Consider the following 18911-nt stretch of genomic DNA (forward strand, 5'->3'; position numbering starts at 1 on the left):
GAAGCGGAGCCCCGCAGTCGCGAACGAAGGCAGGCTCAGATGAACGTCGTGCAGAGCGTGGACAGCGTCGCTCTGCTGCCGGCCTACCTGGCCGCCGGCACGGCCGTGCTCGTGCTCATCACCGATCTGGTCGTGGCCCGGCCACGGGCCACCATCGCCGTGGCCGCGCTCGGCGCGCTCGGCACTGCCGTCGGCTCCGCGCTGGTCGGGGCGGGTGCCGAGCGGCGTACGTTCTGCGTGGGCGCCGACTGCTCCTGGATCTTCGGCGGTCGCGCGGCACTGGTCGCCGTGGTGATCGCGCTGCTCACGGTGGGCGTGCTCGGGCTGTCGGTGCCCGCGCTACGGGCCGGCCGGTCACCCGTCGGGGAGTACGCCTTCCTGTTGGCCTGCTCGATGACCGGCGGCGTTGTGCTCGGCGCGGCCGGCGACCTGATCACGCTGATCGTCGCCCTGGAGACGCTGACCCTGCCGCTGTACGTGCTGGTCGGCCTGCGCCGGGGAAGCCTCGCGAGCGCCGAGGCGGCGGTGACCTTCTTCGTGGTCAGCGTGGTGGCGACCACGCTGACCCTGCTCGGCGCGGCGCTGCTGTACGCGGTGACCGGTGGGCTGCACCTGGACCGGCTCGGCGCGTTGCTCGCCGAGCAGCCGGAGTTGCGGGACCTGCCGTTGACCACCGCCGCGGTGGCGGTGCTACTGGTCGGCCTGGCCTTCAAGGTGGCGGCGGTGCCGTTCCACGCCTGGGCGCCGGCCACCTACGACGGCGCGCCGCTGCCGGTGGCGGCGTACCTGTCCACCGCGTCGAAGCTGGGCGGCCTGGTCGCCCTGCTCGCCGTGGTGCAACGGGCGCTGCCGGCGGACCAGACCGGTCCGGTGCTCGCCCTGCTCGCCGTGCTCACCATGACCGTCGGCAACCTGGTCGCCCTGCGTCAGCGGCGGACCGTCCGGCTGCTCGCCTGGTCGTCCGTCGCGCAGGCCGGCTACATCCTCGCCCCGTTGGGAGCGTTGGCGCTGGCCGCCGGTCGCACGGACGAGGCACGGTCCGCCGCGTACGCGGCCGCCGTGGCGTACGCCGTCTTCTTCGTGGTGTTGGAGCTTGCCGCGTTCGCCGGAGTGACGGCGCTGCGGCCGGCGGGTGCGGACGGCGGCACGCTGGACGACCTGCGCGGGGCAGCCCGGCGGCACCCGTGGCGAGCTGCGGCGTTCGGTCTCGCGCTGGTGGGTCTGGCTGGTCTGCCGCCGGGGCTGGCCGGCCTGTTCGCGAAGGTGACTGTGGTCCGGGCGCTGCTGGACGGTGGCGCGGCCTGGTTGGCGCTGGTGGTGGCGCTGAACGCCGTGATCGGGCTCGCCTACTACCTGCGGGTCACCGCCGCGCTCTGGGCGCCGCCGACCACGCCCGGCCCGGCCGCGGCGCTCGCCGGTGGCGGAGCGTCGGGCGTACCGGTGGTGGGTGTGGTGGCGGTGGTGCTCGCGGTGGCGACGGTGGCCGCCGTGGTGCTCGGCGTCGCCCCGCAGTTGGTGCTCGACCTGGCCGGCCGCTGACCCTGCCGAGGCCCCGATCTCAGTCAACTCTCAGCGTTGAGACGGATGGTTGGCGGGTACCGGGTTGTTATACCGGTCAGCGGATCCCGGCGATCCGTGCACCGAAGGAGACATCGTGCACCACAACCGTCTGAAGACCGCAGCGCTGCTCGGCCTGCTCAGCGCCCTGATCCTGGCGGTGGGCTACTGGTTCGGCGGCAGCGGCGGCCTGGTCATCGCCGTAGTCGTGTCTCTGGTCATGAACGGCGTCACCTACTTCTACTCCGACAAGCTCGCACTGCGCTCGATGGGGGCGCAACCGGTCACCGAGGCGCAGTTCCCCGAGCTGTACCGCATGGTCCGGGAGTTGGCCACCGACGCCCGGCAGCCGATGCCGCGGCTGTACGTCAGCCCCACCGCCCAGCCCAACGCGTTCGCCACCGGTCGCAACCCGCAGCACGCGGCCGTCTGCGTGACCCAGGGCATCACCGAGATCCTCGACTACCGTGAGCTGCGCGGCGTGATCGGGCACGAGCTGTCCCACGTCTACAACCGGGACATCCTGATCTCCAGCGTGGCGGCCGGCCTGGCCAGCATCATCACCCTGCTGGCGAACCTCGCCTTCTTCATCCCGCTGGGCGGCGGGGACGACGAGGACCGACCCAACCCGGCCGTGCTGCTGCTCACCCTGATCCTGGGCCCGATCGCGGCCACGGTGATCCAGTTGGCGATCAGCCGGAGCCGCGAGTTCCAGGCGGACGCCTCCGGCGCCGAGCTGAGCCGCGACCCGCTGGCCCTGGCCAGCGCGCTCCGCAAGATCGACGCGGTGGCCCGACGTCGGCCGTTGCCGGCCCAGGGCCAGCTCACCAGCACCGCCCACCTCATGATCGCCAACCCGTTCCGGGGCGGCGGCATGGCAGCGCTCTTCTCCACCCACCCGAAGATGGAGGACCGCGTCGCCCGGCTGGAGCAGATGGCCCGCAACTCGGGGCCTGTGCAGTTCCAGCGCTGACCCGCTGACCCGCTGACCCGCTGATCCACTGATCGACCGCCTCCGCCCGTACCCGGCCACGCCGGGTGCGGGCGGATCGCTGTGTCGTGGACCTATTCCGCTGTCCTGCTGTCAGGCGGCGGCGTTAGGGTCATAACGGCTCACGCTCATTACATCCTCGGGAGGTTCACGGTGACCGCGCTGCGTCAGTACCTGGGTGTCTGGCGGATCCCCGGCGCGCCCATGCTGCTGATCACCGGCATCATCGGGCGGCTCGGAATCGGCATGACCCCGCTGGCGCTGCTCCTGGTCGTCGAGCAGGTGACCGGGCGCTACTCGCTGGCGGCCATCGCCGGCGGCATCTACGCCCTCGCCGGTGCCGCGCTCAGCCCGGTGGCCGGACGGATCGCCGACCGGGTCGGCCCCAGCCCCGTCCTGCTGCTCACCGCAGTCGCCCATCCGCTGGCACTCATCGGGTTGCTGCTGGCCAGCCGCTCCGGCGACGCCGCGCTCCCCGTCATCTACCTCGCCGCAGGCGTGGCCGGCGCCACCTACCCGCCGCTCACCGCCGCCATCCGAGGCGCCTGGAACGACGTGACCGGCCCCAACTCCGGCCGATACCACCTCCGCAACACTGCGCTGGCCGCCGAGACCACATTGTTCGAAATCGTCTTCGTCCTCGGCCCACTGCTCGTCGCCGGCTTCGTCCTCGTCGCCGACGCGGCGGCCGCGCTGATCGGCGCCGCCGTGGTCACCCTGGTCGGCACCACCGCCGTGGCCCTCGGCCGGGTCATGCGCGGCTGGCGTCCGCACCCGCGGGAACACCACGCGCGCGGGCTCGGCCCGCTACGGGTCCCCGGCTTCCCCGCCCTGCTGATCTGCGTCGCCGGCCTGGGCATCGCGTTCGGGGCCGCCGGCGTGATCGTGCCCGCGTTCGCGAGCGACCACTCCACCGGTGACCCGGAGAGCCTCGCCGGCGTGCTGCTCGCGGTCTGGGGGGTCGGCAGTGCCCTCGGTGGGCTCTGGTTCGGCGTCCGCAAGCCGGCACCGAACATGACCCGGCAGTTCGCCCTGCTGCTCGCCGCGCTGGCCGCCACCTTCGCCGTGTTCGCGGTGATGCCCACCCCACTCGCGCTGGGTGTCGCCCTGGTCGCCGGCGGGGCCACCATCGCGCCCGCGCTGACCCTGGAGAACACCCTGGTCGGCCGGATCGCCCCAACCGGCATGTTGAACGAGGCGTACACCTGGGTGGTCACCGTCGCGGTGGCGGCGAGCGCCGCCGGCGGCTCGGTGGCCGGTCTGATCGTGGACCACGCCGGCGGTGTCCGCTGGGCGTTCCTGTTCGCCGGGGCGGCGGTCGCCGTCGGGGCCGCGGTCGCCGCACTACCCGCCGGGCCCATCGCCCGTGCGGAAACCACAGCGGTACGCGCCGAACACCCCGTCCCCGTCTGACCGCGGTGCCGTGGTTGGTTGTCCTTGATCGACTCGGGTTCCTGAAAGTCGCGGGGTCCCACTCGCCCGGATGCCCCGACTTTCAGGAACCCGAGTCGATCTCAGCCGGACGCGCTGCGGCCGGGGACCGGATTGCTGAGGACAGCCGTCAGCGGTAGTTGTTGAACTGGAGGGCGACGCCGAAGTCCTCGCCCTTGAGCAGCGAGATGACCGCCTGGAGGTCGTCCCTCTTCTTGCCGGTGACCCGCAGCTGGTCGCCCTGGATCTGCGCCTGCACGCCCTTGGGGCCCTCTTCGCGGATCTTCTTGCTGATCGCCTTGGCCTTGTCCGTCTCGATGCCCTGGATCACCTTGCAGTCGATCTTGAAGATCTTGCCCGACGGGCGCGGCTCCCCAGCATCCAGCGACTTCAGCGAGATGTTCCGCTTGACGAGCTTCTCCTTGAACACGTCCAGTGCGGCGCGGACGCGCTCCTCGGTCTCCGCCTGAAGGCCGATCGCCTCCTCGCCAGACCAGGAGATCTCAGCGCCGGTGCCGCGGAAGTCGAACCGCGTCGCAAGCTCCTTCTCCGCCTGCCGAAGGGCGTTGTCGACCTCCTGACGGTCAACCTTGCTCACGATGTCGAACGACGGGTTCGCTGCCATGTTTCTGCTCCTGCTGTCCGGCGGTCTGGGCCTGCCGTCGGCCGCCGACCAGCGGCACGACCCCCTGACCGTACCCGGTTGCGTAGGTGCCGGGGGGAGCCGCTATCCTTGCTTCCGCCGCCGCGTTACGACGCGGTGGGGTGCCCTGGCGGGTTGCCCGAGCGGCCAATGGGAGCGGACTGTAAATCCGTCGCGAAAGCTTCAGAGGTTCGAATCCTCTACCCGCCACCAGGTGCAGACACGGCCCCTGACCAGCAGAGATGCTGATCGGGGGCCGTTGTCGTTTATCTGGTCGAGTCCGGCTGAGTCCAGTTGATGACGACTGGTTGTGGGCAGATGGTGGGCAGGTCGATCTTGCTCCTGCCGGTCGACGCCGAGCGGCCGAGTGCGGGCTCCTGGACTCGGCAGATCGGTTCTAGGCGCCTCTCGACGGCATACCGGCGCGGGGTGGCCTTGCTAGGTAGGCGCGGCCTTGCGGGCCGGCAGCCGGACGCTCGGGGGCAAGCCAATCCCGTTTCTTGGACTGGTGCGGCAGTCGGAAGCCCAGACTTCGACGGCGGCCAGCGGTGCCGGCTTCCGTACCGCCGTCCGGTGGTCGAGCTCGTCGGCTTCGGAGTCTGCTCCCTCCCGGGCCTGGGACGTCGGCGGACCGGCAGGATGGCCCGGTGAAGCGAGACACCCTGATCGTCCTTCTCGGCGCTGAGGACGGCGACGCTTACGAGTCATGTCGCGACGCTCTGCGAGCGGGCCACGACTTCAAGGTCTTCGACGGGGCGGCACCGGTTGCGGCCCTGGTCACCACCTACCGGCGTCGAGAGCGTCACACCCGTACGCGCGGCATCCGGACGCTCGGGTTCGTCCAGGCGGTGGATCGGCTGGTCTCGGCCGAAGAAATGGGAGAGTTGCTGATCGGTCAGGTTGGCGGCGCCGGGACGGCTTGGTTCTACCAACTCTTCCTCGCACCTGACGGCTCCCGCGTCGTTGCCTGCTTCGCGGTCAGTCAGGACAGGGAAGACGCTTCACGCCCGTAGCCGGCGGATCGACTGCCCCCACCTCGGCGCGGGGGCGGCTGCCCGGCGGCATTCGGTGGCTTCCCGCCCCGGCCGCGTAGCGGTCCGGGGTGGCTTGCCGCTGGGCGGTCTACCGCCCCCCGCGTTGCGCCGCGCAGCGGCGCTCTTGATCCAGAACAGAGAAATTCGGCAACGGGGCGAATCACCGGCGGGCTAGGACGTCAGCACACCGTCCCGCGAGGCTAGTTCCGCCTGCCGACCCAGGCTTGAGCCACTCCCGTTATCGAACAAGAGTGCAAGACGGGAGCTACGACGGGCGAAAAGAGTGCCGGGGTGGGCCCCGGAGGGGTGTTAAGGCTTCGCTTAAGCCCCCCAATAATCCCTCGTCGCTTCGTTGCAGAGTAGATGCAATCTGAAGCAGGGTCTGCTTCCTATATGGCGCTGTAGGAGCCCGACCGGTTTACATAGTTACCCCAGTCCAGGAACTCCCTCTCACCTTGAACAGCCTGATCGGACCTCAGGAACACGACAATCGATTCATCTCGGGAATCGCCCAAATCCCGGAGGTCCAAGCCTTCGTTGCAGCCTCGAATGTCTAGATCGCTCAACTGTTTAAGGCTGGCAAGTGGCCGTAGGCTACGGAGGTTGGACGACTCGTAGAGTGTCAAGGAGCTCAATCGCTCGCAGCCTTCTAGGAAAGAAAGGTCGTCCGTCGTCGTGCCATCTAGGTAAAGGGTGTCAAGTCGTGGCAGCTCCCATGCGTCCCGGCCGATCTGCAGCGAACCGCAGTGATCCATCGCAAGGAATTCCAAGTTACGAGGAAGTGATGTGAGGCTCACGAGGCCCGAACAGCTCGTTAAATTGAGGTGGCGAAGAGCCTCCAACCGCTTCAGATCCGGCATATGGGAAAGGGCGGCGCAATCCACGCAACTGAGAGTGCTTAAATGCGTCATTTCTGCTATTGCATCTAGGTGTTGAAGCTGCTCGCACCCAGAAATGTCGAGATTATTGATCGTTCTTGCAGAGCTAATCAATGGGTCAAGCGACGTAATCTCTGTCCCTTCCAATCCGATGATCTCTAGGGCGGTCATCTCCGACAGAGGCTCAAGGTCGGTAATATTAGTTGCGGTTAGGTAAAGCTGCGTCAGTGACTTCAGCGCCTGTAGTGGTGTCCAGTCCACGACGCGATCACAAAAAGATGCGTTTAAGTACTGAAGCCTGGGCGCACCCCGCAGACCTGCAACATCAACCAAGCCAGAACAGCCCTGGATCGCCAGCCGCCCAAGGTTCACAGACTCGCCAAGGAAGTCTAGATTCTCAATCGAGCCGCAACGAGACGTGATCAGCGTCTTCAGATTCGGCGAACGACGAAGGTGTTCGAGGTGACGTAGCCGCGGAGAGTCCGAAACATCAAGGAACGTAAGGGTCGGGGTAGGCGGTATTTCGTCGATTGGCGAACCGGGCACACGGGCGCGGACGTCGGCTGCACCGCGGAGCATATGGACAGAGGGCAGCAGGTTGGAATCTGTAATGACAACGGAACCCCTGGCAAAGGGCGTGTCAGCAAGGACTCTGCGGGCGAACTCCTCGGAGTTCTCGGCAAGTCCCCAAGCGCGAATCAATTCTTTCTGCACAGTAATTCGTCGATCGCTCCCGAATGAAGCCAGAACTTCGGTCGCGAGATCCCCCCCGACGAGCGCTGCGGTTCTTACACATGCGGCAGCGATAGGCGCGCGCTCGCGCGCGTAACGACCGAGGAGGGTCAGTGCAAGGTCGCCTGCGGACGACAAGTCCCGAGCATCAGTAAAGTTGCCTGGGGGAAGAAGCTCGTAGAGGCATTGGGTAATCCGATCGGCGAGGGCGGGCGGCAACTCTCTGGCCGTTTCCAAGCAAGCCACCGCGAGCAGATGCAAGCGGTGTCGGTTTGCTGGCTCCTCGTTTCCGCGGTCTATGATGCCATCAAGCAGCAACTCCTTTTGCCTGACACTGCAGTGGCCAGATGCCAGAATGACCACCTCTCGCCACTGATCCTCATCCGCCTTACTGATGAGGAATGGGATATTGCCTAACTCGGCAATCTCAATCGCGGCTAGATATTCTTGGAAGGTTCGATGAATGAAGTCAACCCTACCCGGGATAGGCTCCCGAAGTAGTCCGCTCCGTACGAGCAGATATCTCACAACTTCGGGGGCAGAGTCCGGGACCCCTGGCATATTCCGCAGCCTGTACTCGATCCGATCCCCAGCAATTGATAGATCGGTATCAGATTGGTCATTAAGCATCAACCAGTAAGCGAGCTCGCGCAACAATATGATCTTCTGAGGAAGCGATAGCTGAGGGTAGGCAGTATGGTCGATTTGCCGCTCTATATCTCGCCTCTCCAATAAAGTTTCAAGGGCAATCCGGTAAAGTTCTACGCGATCTCTTGGAAGGTGAGTGCGTCGATCTCGATTCAGGGCGCAGAGCATCGCACAGAGGAGTGGAGTCGTAGCCAGATTTCTGATCTGCCGATTTGTTCTGACAGATCGTAAAAGAGCAATCTTGTATCCCTCGAGTTCGCCTAGAGCCTCTGAGTCATCTACGCCGCGAGCGGCTGCCTCGTGCCAGTGTGAAACGAATGCGTGAATGTCGCTTCCGGTCATCGGCTGTAAATCCATTGGCTCGAACTCTGAAGATCGTAACCAGTTTTCTGGCACGGCCGCAGGGCGGCTTGTTACTACGTATCGGCAGTCTGGATACGTATCCATGAGGTCCTCTAGCCAGCGGCGAACACTTGGACGCGCGCTCTCAGGAACCTCATCCACGCCATCGACCATAACCAGCGCCCGACCATGGCGCAGAGTTCCATCAATCCACCCCTCAGGCGCTTCCTCGGCAATAGAAGCGCTCGTATGCTTGAGGAAGTTGCGTGGGCCAGGAAGGTTGCCCGGATCAAGCCTTCTGAGCGGAAGGAATATTGGGACTAGCCCGTTCCATTCGGCGAGCGGTCCTTCGAAATCCTCGCGCGCCGCCTTTACTGCAAGCCATTGAAGTAGAGTGGTCTTGCCGCACCCTGCTGGCCCTCTAACGAAAATTCGTTCAGTCCGGCCGATCGCCTCATCGACACGTAGGTAATCTTGGTCTCCGTCGGGGGTCTCGTCTATGAGGTCGTCTTCCACGCTTCGGTCCGCGACCGCCGTGGGGGTCCTCTGCTTGACGGAAAGCGTGATGTAAGCGACGCTCAGAGCATACCGCCGGCCTAGTTCGGATACTGACAAGCCAAACAACTCGAGGCGGTCGAACTTTCGAGCCATGAGGCGTCGATAGCTTGTTTCGTATTCCGCGAGGTGACTCTTCGAATGAGATTGCAATGCCCGCGGGTCTGGGAGCCGTTGATATACTTCGCGAACAAGGTCAATTAGGGCCGTATCACGACGTAGTAATTCGATATATGCAGACGTGGCTGCCTGTGGAAGCGTCAATGCCACCTCCACTATGTAGGTGCAGGACTCCGAAAGCACAAGGTCGTATAGCCGTGCGGCTGATCCGGACAATGCAGCTCGCTCTACCCTATGCAGATCAATTAGCTTCAACTCCTTGTAAAGACGGAAAGGGTCGAAGTCCAGTTCGGCAAGGTTAATGCGGCCGATGCCTGCCTCCAGGGAATCCGACGCAGCGATGACTGCGGCGCTCCTCTCGTTATCGGGAGTGTTTCTGAACTCCTGCTCAATCAGAGCTGAGAGCTTCTCGCCGGAGGTCTCGGCCACTTGTTCGAGTTGTCGATTGAGTCGCCGTTGTGCGAAGAACTCTGGGACACGCTGACCAACGAGGTCGTAGGCGCCGCCCGCCAGTTCCGCTCGCAAGCCGTCCCCAAGCCACGCCTTGGTGATCCACTTCGTGATCGACACACCGATGTTGATGGTGAGTACTTCTGCAAGGGCCATCAGGTGGTTATACCTGCACGCTCCCGCCCTTGGTAGCCCACCAATGGCTGGCCTAGCCACTGAGAGCGTTGAGGCACAGTCGGCGGCAAAGGGGCGGTCGCCGAGATGTCGCCCGTGGTGGCGGGCCGTAATTGCAGGTCAAGCGGTTGGGGGACAACAGTGGCATCGGTGAGGCTCTAGCGGCGCACTAGGTCCCGACCGCTACTGTCTCGTTCGAAGCAGTCGGTAGCTTCTGATGACTGTGCCGACCGCTCCGTTTGTTCGGGTAACGCTCTCTTGTTCGACTAGCGCAGTGCCGACTTCGACAGCGAAGAGGGCTGCCAGCTCCGGGTCGGCGGCGACCTGGCGTCGTCGCGTCTCCGTCTCGGAATCCGCGTCTGGCCTGCTCTCATGCAGGTGTCCCGCCGACCGAGGTCGCCCGGCGTCTGGGCCACGGCGTCGCCGTCCTGCTCCGGGTCTACGGCAACTGCATCGACGGGGGAGACGACACCATGAACGACAAGATCGGCGACGCGCTCAGATGAGACCCTGCGCACTGGCCGCAGGCCCGTGCGGAGAGCTGAGTGGACGGCGTGCGCTAGAAGGAGTGGTTGTGGAGTCGCCTATACCGCCGCACGTAGCCCAGCCCGAGGTCCAAGTGAGGGTTGGTGCGATCCGAGGCGCAAAAAGCCCAGTGCCGGAGCTGCAACTCAGGGACATGGGCCGGTCAATCGCTCTGGCAGTTGCGGTGGCGTTTCTGCTGGTCGGAGCCTTGATTGTTGCGGCCTTCTGGGGCGCAGGCTGGCCGGCCTTCAAACGTGACGCGAGCGTCACAGCGGCCACGCTATTCGATCTCCTGAAGCTTGCATTCGCAGTTGTGGCGGGTGTCGGGGGTGTCGCCGCTTTGGTGGTCGCCTACCGACGGCAGCGAGTGGCGGAGCACACGAACAAGCTGGCCGAATTCGCGCACCAACTGGCGCACGCTGCTGATCTGCGCGCCGAGGAGGCCAAGGCTTTCGCTGAAGCGGCCGATGAGCGGGCAAAGGTCGAGACTGAACGCAACGGTGTCCGACTTTTCAACGAGCGCTTCGCCAAGGCATCCGAGCAACTCGGCTCGGAGAAGGCAGCCGTACGGCTAGCCGGCGTCTATGCCATGGCTGGCCTTGCTGATGACTGGCGACAAGGGCGGCAGACGTGCATCGATGTTCTCTGCGCCTACGTTCGCATGCCCTACACGCCGCCTGCGGACGCTTCGAGCGAGACGCCTACGCGGGCTGAGGACCAAACGCCGATCGGGGCCGCAGATGAGGCCCGAGCCGCACGCGAGGAGCGGGAGGTACGTCATACCGTTGTCCGCCTCGTCGGCAGGCACTTACGTCTTGCCGACGACGACCCGGCCTCTTGGTGCGGCTACGACTTTGACTTCACCGGCGCCGTCTTCGACGGTGGGGACCTGACGGGGGCGAGGTTCAATGGCGGGGACGTCTCCTTCGAGGGAGCAACGTTCGGTGGTGGGGGGGACGTGTCCTTCGACAGGGCGACGTTCAGCGGCGGGAAAGTCTCCTTCGGCGGGGCGACGTTTAGTAGTGGAAAAGTGTCCTTTGAGGATGCGGAATTCAGTGGCGGACGGGTGCTCTTCGGCGGGGCTGCCCTCAGCGGCGGAGATGTGCTCTTTACCAAGGCGACGTTCAGTGGTGGAGACGTGTTCTTTGGGGATGCGACGTTCAGTGGCGGTGAGGTTTTCTTCGGCGGGGTGACGTTCAGTGGCGGGCAGGTGTTCTTCGACAGGGTGAGATTCACTGGCGCGAAGGTCTTCTACATGGCGATGTTCAGTGGTGGGTTGGTGTCATTCGAGAACACGGTGTTTAGTGACGGGGAGGTGTTCTTCGGCGAGTCGATATTTAGTGGCGGAGACATTTCTTTTGACGCGGCGGCGTTCAGGGGTGGGAAGGTTGCCTTCGACCGGGCGACGTTCAGCGGCGGGAATGTGTCCTTCAAATATGTCATTTTTGTTGGGGGGAACGTGTCCTTCCGCACGGCGAGGTTTCAGGTTCCGCCGAAATTCGATGATGGGCTCCTCGGTAATCCTCCGAACGGCCTGACCCTGCCGCAGAAGTGAAGCCTGTGGGTGTGGGCAGATGGTGGGCGGCTGACTGGATCGTTTCTTCCTCCGACGACCGAAACGCCAGGTCACCGGCCCTGGGTTGGATATGACCGCCGACGCTCTGTAAATCCGTCGCGAAAGCTTCAGAGGTTCGAATCCTGTACCCGCCACCAGGTGCAGACACGGCCCCTGACCAGCAGGAATGCTGATCGGGGGCCGTTGTCGTTTGTCTGGCTGACTGCGCCGTTGTAGACCGCACGCGAGGCCGGATGATCTATGCGAGCAACCCGCGGCTTGATCCTTCAAGACGGCGTTGCAAGGAACTCCCTTCTGCCGCTTTCGCCGTGCCGGCCGGCGCGAACCTTCCCGCCATCAAGGCGACCCTGCAACGAGGCGAGGCGATGCGGAGGGCGGTCAGCGTGGGTGGTAGACGACCGCTCTGACACCCGAGACAGTGCGGATCGAGGCGGCGATACGGCCGCGGTCATCGAGGCCGACGAACTCGCCGTACATGCCGACGCCGACGAGGCTGAGGTCGTGCAGGACGCCGCGTCGCCACAGCGCCGGGCGGGAGATTCCGTCGTCGGCCTGCGAGGTGGCCAGGATCTCCCCGCGGTTGTTGATCGCCCGCAACTCGGTGGAGTTGCCGCCGAGGGTGCCGACGTCCAGGGCGCGGCCGTGCCGCCAGAGGATGCCGCGCGGGAACTGGTCGGCCGAGAAATGCCAGCCGATCACCCAGCCGCGGTCGTTGAGGGCGTACGTGTTGCTGCGGTTGAAGGGGCCGGCGCCGAGGTCGGTGACCCGGCCGTTGTGCCACCGGACGGCGTGGAAGCCGTCCGGGGGCAGGTACGTCCCACCTGAGACCTGGCCGTGCTCGTTGATGTCGGACACCTCGGTGAGAGGCAGGGACCGGGCACGGCCGTTCGTCCATAGGACGGGGCCTTCGTCGGTGCGGCCGACAACCTGGCCACGGTTGTTGATCGCCAGGGGTAGGGCGGACGGGCCCAGCGGCCGCACCACGCCGTGGTCCCAGACGTACCCGCCGGAGCCGTCGGCGGGGTAGCCGACGACCTGGCCGCGGTCGTTGACGTCGGTGGGGGTGAAGGCGCCGAGATCGGTCATCCGGCCGTGCCGCCAGAGGAACCCGCGGTAGGTGCCGTCGGCGGCCTGTGCGCGGCCGACAACGTCGCCGCGGTTGTTCATGGCGGTGGCGAAGCTGCTGTCGCCGCCGAGGGTGCCGAGCTCCACCAGCCGGTAGCCGGCCACGGTGCCGCGCACGGGGGCGGCGGCGGACGCGGTTGGTGCGGCGGACGCGGTTGGTGCGGCCGTCAAGGCGGCCGCGAGGAGAGCTGCGCCGAGGATGGATGGCATGGGACGGCCCCCTTCGGAGCGTTGCCGGGCGAACCCTGCGCACAGGGTAGGCGCATCCTCTCGCTCCGTCAGGGTGTCGTCACATGGCTGACAGCCTCGCCTTTCTACGCATGAACGGCACCGTTGCTCGATGGCACACCGAGGGGCGGTCTCACTCGCGAGTCCCTTGTCGACACCGTGGCGCTGTACTGGCTGTCCGGGACCGGCACCTCGTCCGCCCGGGTGGTACCAGGAGTTATCGGGCGATTTCCGGCTGAGGTCTAGACGATTGCCGGGCCCGGCCTCTCGTACTTCAAGGAGGCCACTTCGCGGCCTGGGAGGAGCCGTCCGGAACTCGCCGATCGGTCGCGAAGGCTACAGAGTCTCGAACCGTCCGTCTCCGGTGGTGATAATCGAGAGACTCCGATCCTATGGATCCGAGAGGATTGTTGTGTTCAACTGGTCACCGGTTGCGAACCCGGCCAACCGGCGCCCATCGTCCTGGGGAGTTTCGATGGTCGGGAAGATCCGGTGCCGCCCATACCTGCCGGCTTTGCGTTCGCGGCGGGCTTTGCTACTGGAAGCGGCATCCATGACGTAGATCCAAATTGTGGCTATAACTTGAACACGCATCATCTGCGCGTCTCCTGGGACGAGCCGACGACCTTGCAGGGCTTCCGTCGTTGAAGCGTTCAGGCCGGCTGGATGGGCCTGCGCTGCTCAGCCGTCCGACCGCTTTGCGGGCTGCCTCGTGTGTGGCACCATCGTGGAATCTTGCCTTCCCGACACCCCTGCCATGAGGAGCACACGATGTCTGGTCAAAGGCTGGCCCGGCGGGTCGGCATGGTGTTCGCAGCACTGGCTTTCGTTGTAGTGGCAGGTGGGGCTTCCGGAAGTTTCGGGGAGTTCCAGGCTTTTGACTACGTCTGGACGGCGCCGCAGCGCTAGCCGGGGCTGGTGACACCAGGGTCGCATCGGACGGTGTCGTCAGCTTCGTTCCCGGCCGCGCGTCCTTCGCAGCAGTGACCGGTAAGGAGTGGGATGGCTGGCCGCCGGTCCGCGTCGGGTGGCTCGGGGTCTCCTCGGCGCCCGGCCCAGTACGCATGGTTCATCACCGGCCCGTTGATGTTCCTGGCCGTCGTCTTCTCGATGACGATCGGGTTGGTGACCCCGAACCGGCCGCACCCCTCCGGGTCCTGGGGGCTCGCCGCCGTCCTGCTGGGCGTGATGGTAATCGCCGGCCTGCCGATGCTGAACTTCGTCATCGGGCGGCAGTCCTTCGGGGTGCGGCTCGTCGAGATCCCGCTGGTGCCGGCGTTCGTCTTTCTTCCGCCGCTGATGGTCGTCCTGGTCTACACCCTCTCCACGCTGATAACCCACCTGCGGTACCGCTTCGGCGCGGAGAAACTGGCCTTCAACGTCGCCAACGCCGCTGCTGCCGTATCGCTGGCCGGCCTCGTGTTGCTGGCGCTCCCACCGGTCGTGGGGGTCGGACCGCGGACGTGGGGCGTGCTCTTCGCGTCCGTCGGCACCGTCGTGGTGTCGACCCTCGCCGGCGTGGCCGGAGTGATTGCGATCATGCACGGCCGGCACGCCGCGCTGGGTGTGCTGCGTAGCGGGTTGCCGTCTCTGCTGGCCAACGGTGTCAACCTCGTGGTCGGGCTGATCGTCCTGATCGCGGTGGACAGCACCTGGTGGTCGGCCGTGTTGATCGTCGTGCTCGGGGTCGCGCTCGCGAAGGTCTACCGGTCGTACGAGCAGTTCTTCCGGCAGCACCGGACGCTCGGCGACATGTACGAACTCACCCAGGCGATGACCGCCAACGGGCAGAGCGGCAACCTGGCTGACGTCCTGCTCGGTCGGATCCGGGGGTTGATGCAGGCCGAGTACGCGACGCTGTGGCTGCCGGCCCAGGGGCGTCACCCGGAGGTGATGCTGACCGCGCGGGTCGACGACACCGGCCTGTTGGACACGTCGCCGACGCCGGTGGTCGTTCGCGAGGAGGCCCGCCGTCAGCGCCGCAGTCTGGCCATGGGTGTGCGCCTCGGTGACGAGGAGAGCCTGCGGGGGTCGCTGCGCGCCACCGGTGTGAAGGACATCATCGTGGTGCCGCTCTACTCGGGTCAGGCGGTGATCGGCACGCTCGAGGTGGTCAACCGGCTCAGCGACGTGGGTCATTTCACGCCCGGCGACATCCCCGTCTTCGAGACGGTCGCCGCGCACGCGGCAGTGGCCCTGGAGAATTCGCGGCTGGTCGACCGGCTCCGGCACGACGCGCACCACGACACGTTGACCCGACTGCCCAACCGGCGGCGGATCACCGGAGCGCTGGACGAGTCGGTCAAGATCCGCGCACCGGGCGAGGTGGTGGCGCTGCTGCTCTTCGACGTCGACGGGCTGCGCCAGGTCAACGAGTCCCTGGGGCACGCGGCCGGGGACAAGGTCCTCATCGAGGTCGCCAATCGGTTGCGGGCCAGCGCGCCGTCGTCGGCTCTGGTCGGCCGTGCCGGCGGGGACGAGTTCCTGGTGACGCTGCGGTTGGAGAGCGCTGAGGCCGCACTCGAGTTGGCCGCCCAACTGCGCGACCAGATCCGCGACGAGATGGTCTTCGACGCGCTCACCCTCGACGTGGACACGGCCGTCGGGGTGGCCGTACACCCGGATCATGGCAGCGACGCGGCGACCCTGCTGCTTCGGGTCGACCTCGCCGCCACCGCGGCCAAGTCGGTGCCGGGCAGCGTGCAGCTGTTCAATCCCGCGCTGGAGTCCCGTTCACTTCGCCGGTTGGGTCTGGCCGGCGATCTGCGCCGAGCACTTGACCAGGACGAGCTGGAGGTCTACTTCCAGCCGAAGGTGACTCTGCGGGACCGGCGCCTGGTGGGTGTGGAGTGTCTGGCCCGCTGGGAGCACCCGGCGCACGGCACTGTCGCGCCCGAGGACTTCGTTGCGGTGGCCGAGCACACCGGCCAGTTGAGCCGGCTCACCGAGGTGGTGCTCCGGGAGGGCCTTAGGCGCAGCCGGGACTGGGCGCTGGCCGACCAGCCGCTGCCCATCGCGGTCAACCTCTCGGCTCGTACGCTCATCGACCGGCACTTCCCGGACCGGGTCCAAGAGTTGTTGACCGAGTACAAGGTGCCGGCGCAGCGCCTCACCCTGGAGATCACCGAGTCGGGGGTGCTGGACGGCACGGACCGGCCGATCCCCACCCTGCAACGGCTGCGGGATCTCGGCGTACGACTGTCGGTGGACGACTTCGGCACCGGTGACTCGTCTCTGGCGCACCTGCGCCGGCTGCCGGTGCACGAGGTGAAGGTGGACCGTTCCTTCGTGCAGGGCATGGCGACCGATCCGGGTGACCTGGCGATCGTCAACGCGGTGGTCACCCTCTCCCAGCAGTTCGGCCTGGCGGTGGTGGCCGAGGGGGTGGAGAGCGAGCTGACCCTGGAGCTTCTTCAGGACATCGGCTGCGAGATCGGGCAGGGCTTCCTGTTCAGCCGGCCGCTGCCGTACGAGCGGTTGGCTGCCTGGTTCGGCGCCCAGGTCGAGCCGGAGACAGCGTCGAACGGAGAGCTGCCGCGCCTGCGTGTCGTGCCCTGAACAGGGCGCGGACGATCACCGGGGATCCGATTTCACCTGTCGAGCCGGGCCGTGTACTCTTACTCCTGCGCGCCCCACGGGGAGATCGCGCAGGCCCCCTTAGCTCAGTCGGCAGAGCGTCTCCATGGTAAGGAGAAGGTCTACGGTTCGATTCCGTAAGGGGGCTCGAGGGTTCAGCTGGACCCATCGCAGCGGTGTAGCTCAGATGGTAGAGCAAGCGGCTCATAATCGCTGTGTCGCCGGTTCAAGTCCGGCCACCGCTACTCTCGTCTTCCGGGCTCGTTGCCGGTGGTCGTAAGAAAATGGGCGCTTCTGGCGCCCACTTTGCATGTCCGCGCTGTCAGCGTCTAGGCTGGCGCGTCGTAGTTGTTTCCGTTAGCGAGGAAGGCACTCCGCCGTGGCGAAGGCTACCGATGTCCGGCCGAAGATCACTTTGGCGTGTGTGGAGTGCAAGGAGCGCAACTACATCACGCGCAAGAACCGGCGCAACGACCCCGACCGCATCGAGCTGAAGAAGTTCTGCCCGCGTGACGGTCGGCACACGGTCCACCGCGAGACCCGCTGACTGCTGGCCGGCCTCAGGGCCGGCCGTTGTCGAAGCTTTCCGATCGCCGATCTGACCGGTTTGGTGCGGCTCCGCCGCCGCCTACCGATCAGGTCGGCGATTGGGCTTTCCGTGTAGGTTCGCGGCATGCCTCTGGACCCTTCCTTCGTCGGCCGGACGTATCCGCCGACCGCCCCCTACCAGGTGGGCCGTGAAAAGATCCGCGAGTTCGCCAGCGCCATCGGCGCCACCGACCCGGCCCACCACGACCCGGAGGCCGCGCAGGCGCTGGGCCACCCCGACGTGGTCGCCCCGCCGACCTTTCCGGTGATCGTGACGATGGCCGCGAGCAGCCAGATCATCGAGGACCCGGCCCTGGGTGTCGACTACAGCCGCCTGGTGCACGGCGACCAGCGGTTCGCGTACACCCGGCCGGTGGTCGCCGGCGACGAGCTGGTCTGCACCAACACCATCGAGGACGTCAGCACCAGGGGTGGGCACGGTTTCCTGACCACGCGCACCGACGTGAGCACCGTCGGCGGGGAGCCCGTGGTCGCGGTCTGGGCCAGGTATGTCATTCGCGGGGAGGCCTGAGATGGAGTTGCCAGCGCAGACGTTTCAGGTGACCCGGGCGGACCTGGTGCGCTACGCCGGCGCCTCGGGCGACTTCAACCCGATCCACTGGAGCGACCGGGTCGCCACCAAAGTGGGTCTGCCCGGAGTGATCGCCCACGGCATGTTCACCATGGCGCTGGTCGGGCGGGCGGTCACCGAGTGGGCCGGGTCGCCGGACGCGGTGGTCGAGTACGGCGTGCGTTTCACCCGGCCGGTGGTGGTCCCCGACGACGACCAGGGGACTGAGATCGAGGTGACCGCGCGGGTCCGCGAGGTGACCGAGGACGGTCTCACCCGACTCGAGGTGACCGCCACCTGCCTGGGCGACAAGGTGCTGTCGCAGGCGCGGGCAACCATCCGAACGGCACGCTGAACCGAGCCCGCCACGCGTGGCGGAGAGACCGGTTGGGAAAGTCGGGCGGCTACCCGTACACTGGTCCGCCGTGGGGCAAGTGACCCCTGCTCGGTCGTCTGTGGCCGCGTGGGGCGAGTGTTGCCACATAGGGGTGTAGCTCAATTGGCAGAGCAGCGGTCTCCAAAACCGCAGGCTGCAGGTTCAAGTCCTGTCACCCCTGCGCCTCAGGCCTGACCGTTCCCGTGGGTCGCGCCGCCAGCTTGGCGGCGTCCGGCCCGTGGTGGTGGCATCGGCGGGGTGGTTCCGAGGCAATCGGGGCCCTCCGGGTGATCCACCGGCCGCGGCCCGTCGCGGGACGGTTGGGTCCGGCCGGCGTGACCAGCGCCGCGTACGCCACTCGGCGTGCGACCCCAGATTCCGCGACGGAGGGCGAAGTGGCCGACAACAAGCGGCGCGACGACGACGGCGACGATCGTCTGGACGACGAGATCGTCGACGACGTGGCCGACGACGACGCCTCCGGCGCGGACGAGCCGGTTTCCCGGGGGGGCACCGCCACGCGGTCCCGTGCCCGGGCGGAGTCGGCGGACAGCAAGCCGACCACGCGGTCGGAAACGGGTCGGGTGGGCGTCTTCGGCCGCATCGCCCGGTTCTTCCGCGAGGTCGTAGCTGAACTGCGTAAGGTCATCTGGCCGACCCGCAAGGAGTTGCTGACCTACACCGCCGTGGTGGTGGCGTTCGTCGCGGTGATGCTGACGATCGTGGGTGTGCTGGACTTCGGCTTCGCCAAGGTCGTGTTGTTTGTCTTTGGCAACTCGGACTGACCGGCT

13 protein-coding genes and 4 tRNA genes are annotated in these 18911 nt (G+C 66.4%); 14 read left to right on the top strand and 3 right to left on the bottom strand.

Translation table 11 applies throughout. From position 1 onward, the window contains the following. Positions 1–39: 39 nt before the first annotated feature. The 3 genes from OG598_RS30320 (at position 40) to OG598_RS30330 (ending at position 3961) form a co-directional block, all read left to right on the top strand. The gene (locus tag OG598_RS30320) at positions 40–1539 is read left to right on the top strand and encodes an NADH-quinone oxidoreductase subunit N (protein ID WP_328652094.1); all 1500 of its coding nucleotides are present in this window, start codon (positions 40–42) and stop codon (positions 1537–1539) included. Between the two features lie 115 nt (positions 1540–1654). Continuing rightward, positions 1655–2530: a zinc metalloprotease HtpX gene (gene htpX, locus OG598_RS30325; RefSeq protein WP_124858758.1), complete on the top strand. Its 876-nt coding sequence runs from the start codon at positions 1655–1657 to the stop codon at positions 2528–2530. A gap of 171 nt (positions 2531–2701) precedes the next feature. Continuing rightward, the gene (locus tag OG598_RS30330) at positions 2702–3961 is read left to right on the top strand and encodes an MFS transporter (RefSeq protein WP_328652095.1); all 1260 of its coding nucleotides are present in this window, start codon (positions 2702–2704) and stop codon (positions 3959–3961) included. Positions 3962–4109: 148 nt separating this feature from the next. Here the strand turns inward: OG598_RS30330 and OG598_RS30335 are convergent, their stop codons facing one another. Continuing rightward, the gene (locus tag OG598_RS30335; RefSeq protein ID WP_091402478.1) at positions 4110–4604 is read right to left on the bottom strand and encodes a YajQ family cyclic di-GMP-binding protein; all 495 of its coding nucleotides are present in this window, start codon (positions 4602–4604) and stop codon (positions 4110–4112) included. A gap of 147 nt (positions 4605–4751) precedes the next feature. On the opposite strand from OG598_RS30335, the gene OG598_RS30340 reads away from it, so the two are divergent. Beyond that, positions 4752–4835 (top strand) — tRNA-Tyr (locus tag OG598_RS30340). A 434-nt stretch (positions 4836–5269) separates the two neighbouring features. Beyond that, positions 5270–5635, top strand: a complete 366-nt coding sequence (locus OG598_RS30345) for a hypothetical protein (protein ID WP_328652096.1) — start codon at positions 5270–5272, stop codon at positions 5633–5635. A 410-nt stretch (positions 5636–6045) separates the two neighbouring features. On the opposite strand, the gene OG598_RS30350 is transcribed toward OG598_RS30345, so the two are convergent. Beyond that, positions 6046–9537 (bottom strand): NACHT N-terminal Helical domain 1-containing protein, encoded by a 3492-nt coding sequence (locus OG598_RS30350; protein WP_328652097.1) that lies wholly within the window; start codon positions 9535–9537, stop codon positions 6046–6048. 592 nt (positions 9538–10129) lie between these two features. Between OG598_RS30350 and OG598_RS30355 the strand changes: the two genes are divergently transcribed. Further along, entirely contained in the window at positions 10130–11635 is a 1506-nt protein-coding gene (locus tag OG598_RS30355) for a pentapeptide repeat-containing protein (RefSeq protein ID WP_328652098.1), read from the top strand. Between the two features lie 399 nt (positions 11636–12034). Here OG598_RS30355 and OG598_RS30360 read toward each other — a convergent pair whose 3' ends face one another. Continuing rightward, positions 12035–12991, bottom strand: a complete 957-nt coding sequence (locus OG598_RS30360) for a hypothetical protein (RefSeq protein WP_328652099.1) — start codon at positions 12989–12991, stop codon at positions 12035–12037. 1020 nt (positions 12992–14011) lie between these two features. On the opposite strand from OG598_RS30360, the gene OG598_RS30365 reads away from it, so the two are divergent. The 8 genes from OG598_RS30365 to secE all read left to right on the top strand — a co-directional run bounded on the left by OG598_RS30365 (position 14012) and on the right by secE (position 18905). After that, positions 14012–16567, top strand: coding sequence for a putative bifunctional diguanylate cyclase/phosphodiesterase (locus OG598_RS30365; protein ID WP_442931413.1), 2556 nt, complete (start codon positions 14012–14014; stop codon positions 16565–16567). 93 nt (positions 16568–16660) lie between these two features. Next, a tRNA-Thr gene (locus OG598_RS30370) sits at positions 16661–16733 on the top strand. A gap of 24 nt (positions 16734–16757) precedes the next feature. Further along, a tRNA-Met gene (locus OG598_RS30375) sits at positions 16758–16830 on the top strand. A gap of 134 nt (positions 16831–16964) precedes the next feature. Continuing rightward, on the top strand, positions 16965–17132 hold the full coding sequence (rpmG, locus tag OG598_RS30380; protein WP_007073056.1) for a 50S ribosomal protein L33: 168 nt from the start codon (positions 16965–16967) through the stop codon (positions 17130–17132). 126 nt (positions 17133–17258) lie between these two features. After that, positions 17259–17705, top strand: coding sequence for a MaoC family dehydratase N-terminal domain-containing protein (locus OG598_RS30385; RefSeq protein ID WP_328652100.1), 447 nt, complete (start codon positions 17259–17261; stop codon positions 17703–17705). 1 nt (position 17706) lies between these two features. After that, positions 17707–18099 carry a MaoC family dehydratase gene (locus tag OG598_RS30390; RefSeq protein ID WP_328652101.1) on the top strand — a complete coding sequence of 131 codons (393 nt, stop codon included), beginning with the start codon at positions 17707–17709 and terminating at the stop codon, positions 18097–18099. A 129-nt stretch (positions 18100–18228) separates the two neighbouring features. Then, positions 18229–18301: transfer RNA gene (locus OG598_RS30395), tRNA-Trp, on the top strand. Positions 18302–18515: 214 nt separating this feature from the next. Then, the gene (gene secE / locus OG598_RS30400) at positions 18516–18905 is read left to right on the top strand and encodes a preprotein translocase subunit SecE (protein WP_328652102.1); all 390 of its coding nucleotides are present in this window, start codon (positions 18516–18518) and stop codon (positions 18903–18905) included. Positions 18906–18911 lie beyond the last annotated feature (6 nt).

The organism is Micromonospora sp. NBC_00330 (assembly GCF_036136635.1).
In the GTDB taxonomy this organism is placed as follows: Bacteria; Actinomycetota; Actinomycetes; order Mycobacteriales; family Micromonosporaceae; genus Micromonospora; species Micromonospora salmantinae.

Coding starts and splice junctions, on each gene's coding strand:
- OG598_RS30320 (WP_328652094.1), top strand. CDS start 40: ATGAACGTCGTGCAGAGCGTGGACAGCGTCGCTCTGCTGCCGGCCTAC.
- OG598_RS30335 (WP_091402478.1), bottom strand. CDS start 4,604: ATGGCAGCGAACCCGTCGTTCGACATCGTGAGCAAGGTTGACCGTCAG.
- OG598_RS30350 (WP_328652097.1), bottom strand. CDS start 9,537: ATGGCCCTTGCAGAAGTACTCACCATCAACATCGGTGTGTCGATCACG.
- OG598_RS30360 (WP_328652099.1), bottom strand. CDS start 12,991: ATGCCATCCATCCTCGGCGCAGCTCTCCTCGCGGCCGCCTTGACGGCC.
- OG598_RS30365 (WP_442931413.1), top strand. CDS start 14,012: ATGGCTGGCCGCCGGTCCGCGTCGGGTGGCTCGGGGTCTCCTCGGCGC.
- OG598_RS30385 (WP_328652100.1), top strand. CDS start 17,259: ATGCCTCTGGACCCTTCCTTCGTCGGCCGGACGTATCCGCCGACCGCC.
- OG598_RS30390 (WP_328652101.1), top strand. CDS start 17,707: ATGGAGTTGCCAGCGCAGACGTTTCAGGTGACCCGGGCGGACCTGGTG.